Annotated in this window: 3 protein-coding genes; 2 read left to right on the top strand and 1 reads right to left on the bottom strand. The window is 70.9% G+C overall.

Going from position 1 to position 6,000, the window contains the following annotated elements; translation table 11 throughout:
• Window positions 1-240: 240 nt before the first annotated feature.
• Complete coding sequence (locus tag ACFU5G_RS15525) at window positions 241-1,017, bottom strand: SDR family NAD(P)-dependent oxidoreductase (RefSeq protein WP_377246175.1); 777 nt, start codon at window positions 1,015-1,017, stop codon at window positions 241-243.
• Between the two features lie 140 nt (window positions 1,018-1,157).
• On the opposite strand from ACFU5G_RS15525, the gene metH reads away from it, so the two are divergent.
• Both metH and ACFU5G_RS15515 read left to right on the top strand, forming a co-directional pair.
• On the top strand, window positions 1,158-4,703 hold the full coding sequence (gene metH / locus ACFU5G_RS15520; RefSeq protein ID WP_377246178.1) for a methionine synthase: 3,546 nt from the start codon (window positions 1,158-1,160) through the stop codon (window positions 4,701-4,703).
• A 302-nt stretch (window positions 4,704-5,005) separates the two neighbouring features.
• Window positions 5,006-5,893 carry a helix-turn-helix domain-containing protein gene (locus ACFU5G_RS15515; protein WP_377246172.1) on the top strand — a complete coding sequence of 296 codons (888 nt, stop codon included), beginning with the start codon at window positions 5,006-5,008 and terminating at the stop codon, window positions 5,891-5,893.
• Window positions 5,894-6,000 lie beyond the last annotated feature (107 nt).

Here is a 6,000-nt window from a genome sequence, read left to right as displayed (position 1 = left end):
GAGTAGACAATGTCTACTCACAGCAACCGACCTCAAGCGCGTGATTGTTTCCGGCGCTGGACGACAGCACGTCACGACGCTCGACGCCCTCGTCACACCATCGGGGAAGAGTCTTCGCCGCCGGGAGGGTAACGAGCAGGTAGCAGTGCTACGTCTCCGTTACCCCTCCAGCCGCGCATGCTTTGTCCCCCGCCCAGGGGCCCGAAGCCCGAAGCCCGAAGCCCGCGACAGGGCAGTGGGTCAGTGGACCGAGAAGCCGCCGTCGACGAACAGCGAGTGGCCCGTGACGTAGCCGGAGGCGGCGCTTGCGAGGAAGACGGCGGCGCCGGCGAAGTCCTCGGGCACGCCGTTGCGCCCGACGGTGGTGCGGGCGGCGAGTGCCGTGACCTTTTCGGCGTCGTCCTGCAGGTGCTGGTTCAGGGGCGTGAGGACGAAGCCGGGCACGAGGGTGTTGGCGGTGACGCCGCGCGCGGACCAGGCCTCGGACTGGGAGCGGGCGAGCGACTCCAGGGCGCCCTTGGAGACGCCGTAGACGCCGCTGTCGACGAACGAGCGGTGGGCCTGCTGCGAGGAGATGTGGATGAGCCGGCCGTAGCCGCGGGCCGCCATGCCGGGTGCGAACCGCTGCCCGAGCTGGAACGGCGCCTCCAGGTTGACGGTCATGGTGACCTCCCAGGTCTCCTGGTCGACCTGGCCGAGGTGGGGGCGCAGGTTGATGCCCGCGCTGTTGACGAGGATGTCGGGCTCGCCCACCTCGGCGATCGCGTCGGCGGCGGCGCGGATGCCGGGGCGTGTGGAGAGGTCGGCGACCACGGTCTCGACGGTGCAGCCGCGCTCGCGCAGGCCGGTCGCGACCTCGTCGAGTCGGTCGGCGCCGCGGGCCAGGAGCACGGTGCGGGCCCCGGCCAGGGCGAGCGCCTCGGCGATGCCGCGGCCGATGCCGGAGCTGCCGCCCGTCACCACGGCGGTGCGGCCCTCCAGGGAGAACAGGGAGGCCAGGTAGTCGTGCGTCGTCATGCGGGGACGATACCCCCGCGATATCGACGGCCGGGCACGCACGGCGCCGTCGCCGGACCAAGGCTTACGCTGCCCGGGTGACCGCACTCCCCGCCGCCCTGCCCGCGCTCGCCGAGCGCTCCGCCGCCCTGCTGGAGGCCATGCGCACGCGCGTGGTCGTGGCCGACGGCGCCATGGGCACGATGATCCAGGAGGCGAACCCGACCCTGGACGACTACCAGGGGCTGGAGGGCTGCAACGAGATCCTGACGGTCTCGCGGCCCGACCTGATCGCGGGCGTGCACGACGCGTTCCTCGCGGTGGGCGTGGACGCCATCGAGTCGAACACGTTCGGCGCGAACTGGTCGAACCTGTCGGACTACGGCATCGACGACCGGATCCGCGAGCTGGCCCGCGAGGGCGCCCGGATCGCCCGGGAGCGGGCCGACGCGTTCTCGACGCCGGACAAGCCGCGCTGGGTGCTGGGCTCGATGGGCCCGGGCACCAAGCTGCCGTCGCTCGGGCACACCACGTACGCGCACCTGCGCGACACGTTCGCGGAGCAGGCGGCGGGCCTCATCGAGGGCGGTGCGGACGCGCTGCTGATCGAGACCAGCCAGGACCTGCTGCAGGCCAAGGCCGCGGTGACGGGCTGCCGGCAGGCGATGGCCGCGGCGTCGGACGGCGGCGTCGGGCAGCGGGTCGCGATCATCGTGTCGGTGACCGTCGAGACCACCGGGACCATGCTGATGGGCTCGGAGATCGGCGCGGCGCTGGTGGCGCTGCAGGCGTTGGACATCGACGCGATCGGCATGAACTGCGCCACGGGCCCGGAGCAGATGAGCGAGCACCTGCGGCACCTGTCGCAGCACGCGCAGATGCCGGTGGCGTGCATGCCGAACGCGGGCCTGCCCGTCCTGGGGCCGCACGGCGCCTCCTACCCGCTGACGCCGCAGGAGCTCGCGGCGGCGCACACGCAGTTCGCGCGCGAGTTCGGCCTGGGCCTGGTGGGCGGCTGCTGCGGCACCACGCCGGAGCACATGCGGCTCGTGGTCGAGGCCGTGGGCGGGCGGCCTGTGGCCGCGCGCGAGCCGGCGCGGGAGAACGCCGTCGCCTCGCTGTACTCCGCGACGGACCTGCGCCAGGAGACGAGCTTCCTCGCGATCGGCGAGCGCACCAACGCGAACGGCTCCAAGGCGTTCCGGGAGGCGATGCTGGAGGCCCGCTGGGACGACGTCGTTGACATCGCCCGCGCGCAGACGCGCGACGGCGCGCACCTGCTGGACGTGTGCGTGGACTACGTGGGGCGGGACGGCGTCGCGGACGTGCGGGACGTCGTGTCCCGGCTGGCCTCGGCGTCGACGCTGCCGCTGGTGATCGACTCCACGGAGCCCGCCGTCATCCGCGCGGGCCTGGAGCTGCTGGGCGGCCGCGGCGTCGTCAACTCGGTCAACTTCGAGGACGGCGACGGGCCCACGTCGCGGTTCGGCCGCATCATGCCGGCGGTCGTGGAGCACGGTGCCGCCGTCGTCGCCCTGACGATCGACGAGGAGGGGCAGGCGCGTACCGCCGACGGCAAGGTCGCCATCGCGTCCCGGCTGATCGACACGCTGGTGGGCGACTGGGGCATGCGGGTGGACGACATCATCGTCGACGCCCTGACGTTCCCGATCGCCACGGGCCAGGAGGAGACGCGGCGCGACGCCATCGAGACGATCGAGGCGATCCGGCGCATCAACAGCAAGTACCCCGGCGTGCACACCACGCTCGGCGTCTCGAACGTGTCGTTCGGCCTCAACCCGGCGGCACGCGCGGTGCTGAACTCGGTGTTCCTGCACGAGGCGGTCGAGGCCGGGCTGGACTCGGCGATCGTGCACGCGGCGAAGATCCTGCCGCTGTCCTCCATCCCGGACGAGCAGCGGCAGACCGCGCTCGACCTGGTGTGGGACAAGCGCGAGTGGGACGCCGACGGCAACCTGACGTACGACCCGCTCTCCAAGCTGCTGGACCTGTTCGAGGGCGTGGACGCGGGGGCGATCCGCGACGCGCGCGCCGCCGAGCTCGCGGGGCTGCCCGTGGGCGAGCGGCTCGCGCGGCGCATCATCGACGGCGCCCGCAAGGGCCTGGAGCCGGACATCGAGGAGGCGCTCGGCGCCGGGATGAAGGCCCTGGACATCGTCAACGACCACCTGCTGGAGGGCATGAAGGTGGTGGGCGAGCTGTTCGGCAAGGGCGAGATGCAGCTGCCGTTCGTGCTGCAGTCGGCCGAGGTGATGAAGGCCGCCGTCGCGCTGCTGGAGCCGCACATGGAGCGTCTTGAGGGCGACAACGGCTCGAAGGGCACGATCGTGCTGGCCACGGTGCGCGGCGACGTGCACGACATCGGCAAGAACCTCGTGGACATCATCCTGACGAACAACGGCTACACCGTGGTGAACATCGGCATCAAGCAGCCGGTGAGCGCCATGATCGACGCCGCGATCGAGCACGACGCCGACGTCATCGGCATGTCGGGGCTGCTCGTGAAGTCGACCGTGGTGATGAAGGAGAACCTGGAGGAGCTGGCCTCCCGCGGGTACGAGAAGCGCTGGCCGGTGCTGCTGGGCGGGGCCGCGCTGACGCGGACCTACGTCGAGGACGACCTCGCCGGCGGGTTCCCCGGCACCGTGCGGTACGCGAAGGACGCGTTCGAGGGCCTGCGGCTCATGGAGCCCCTGGTGCGGGTCGCACGCGGCGCCTCGCCGGACGACGTCGGGCTGCCCGCGCTGCGCAAGCGGCGGCACAACGTGGTGACGGTGACCCAGACCGCGCCCGAGGACCTGCCCGCGCGGTCCGACGTCGCGACCGACAACCCCGTGCCGGACCCGCCGTTCTGGGGCACGCGGATCGTCAAGGGCGTGCAGCTCTCGGAGTACGCGGCGTTCCTGGACGAGCGGGCCACGTTCATGGGCCAGTGGGGCCTCAAGCCGGGCCGCTCGGACGACGGCGCCTCCTACGAGGAGCTGGTCGAGACCGAGGGGCGGCCGCGGCTCGCGGAGTGGATGGACCGCATCCTGACGGACCAGATCATGGACCCGACGATCGTGTACGGGTACTTCCCGGTGTGGTCGGAGGGCGACGACGTCGTGGTCGCGCACCACGGTGACCTCGCCGGGATCGGGGCGCCCGACGGCGGATCCGGTGGTCCCGTCGGGACGGAACGGCTGCGGTTCCACTTCCCGCGGCAGCGCCGCGACCGGCACCTGTGTCTCGCGGACTTCGTGCGGCCCCGCACGTGGGTCGAGGAGACCGGGAAGTTCGACGTGCTGCCGGTGCAGCTCGTGACCGTGGGCGACACGGTCTCCGCGCACACGGCGAAGCTGTTCGAGGCGAACAAGTACCGCGAGTACATGGAGCTGCACGGCCTGTCGGTGCAGCTCACGGAGGCGCTGGCGGAGTTCTGGCACGCGCGGGTGCGCTCCGAGCTGGGCTTCGCCTCCGAGGAGCCCAGCACCGTCGAGGGCATGTTCAAGCTGGAGTACCGCGGGGCGCGGATGTCGCTCGGGTACCCGGCGTGCCCCGACATGGAGGACCGGCACAAGGTCGTGGAGCTGCTGCGGCCGGAGCGCGTGGGGGTCACGCTGTCGGACGAGCTGCAGCTGCACCCGGAGCAGTCGACGGACGCGTTCGTGTTCCACCACCCGGAGGCGAAGTACTTCTCGGTGTGACGTCCGGGGTAGTGGCCGTCCGACCTGGTCAAACCCATTCTGGCTGGTCAGAGCTCCGGACGGATCACCGGGGACGGTTCAGCGCTGTGGCCTGCTCGAACACGTGGGAACGTGGCACGAATTGCTGTATCTGGTCGGACACCCGGCACCATCTGATATTCGAGACCTGCGGTATTCCTCGCCGCCGCGATGCTCGGTCGTGATCACAGTGTGGGAAGTTGAACGGAGCCCGGGTCCTCGCCTTAACCGATTCACCTCGGCAGCGCGAGCAACGGACGTACCGCGCCATTCATACTGGGGAGATGACGACTCAGGAGGGTGGTAGGCGCGAGCCCGCGGCCCCTCGGTCCGAGTTGAACGAGTTCCTGCGCACACGCCGAGCTCGTCTGCGGCCTGAGGACGTCGGTGTCCAGTCCTTCGGGCGACGCCGACGGGTACCAGGCCTGCGCCGCGAGGAGCTCGCCCAGCTCGCCGGCGTCTCGGTCGCCTATTACACCCGGCTGGAACAGGGCAACGGTCAGAATGTGTCGGCGGAGGTCCTGGAGTCGATCGCCGCGGCGCTGCGGCTCTCCGAGTCCGAACGAACCCACCTGTTCCATCTGGCCAGAACCCGCCCGGTTCACAGCGCCCAGCCCAGTCAGCCGCAACAGGTGCGGCCGGACGTGGTGCGGCTCCTTGATGCGCTCGACGGCGTGCCGGCTTACGTCTGGGGCCGGCGCGGCGACATCCTTGCCTGGAACGACGCGGCCGCGGCCCTCTTCGACCCCTGGTTCGGCCTGCCGGACCAGGACCGCAACTGGACGCGGATCGTCTTCCTTGATGACCGGTCCCGGGACTTCTTCTTGGACTGGGAGGTCAAGGCTGCCCAGGTGGTCTTCCAGCTCCGGCTCGATGCCGGCTTGCATCTCGGCGACCCCCTGGTAGCCGCCCTGGTGGCCGAGGCGCAGGACAGGAGCCCCGACTTCCGTCGCTTGTGGGCGAGTCATGACGTGCAACGGTTCTCGCACGGCGAGCTGTGCATACGTCACGACCGTGTCGGCACAATCCCTCTCAGGTACGAGACCCTGACGCTGCCCGACGACCACGAGCAGGCCGTGACGATGTATCGCGCGGAGTTCGGGCCGGCGGCCGAGTCGCTCCGCCTCGTGACAGGCACAGCCTCCAGCGCGGCACGAAGCAGTGTCAGCTAGCCCCAGCTGTTTCGCGGGACAGGACGCTCCCTTCGAGGTCGAACTGGGGGTGTCCCCGGCCGCGTACCGGAGGACCTGCTCGGAAGCGCCGGGCGAAGGTCTGTTCG

Origin of the sequence: Promicromonospora sp. NPDC057488 (assembly GCF_042802395.1) — a bacterium.
Classification (GTDB): Bacteria; Actinomycetota; Actinomycetes; order Actinomycetales; family Cellulomonadaceae; genus Promicromonospora.
The sequence above is the reverse complement of the archived record's forward strand: the minus strand, read 5'-3'. Positions and strand labels throughout refer to the sequence as shown.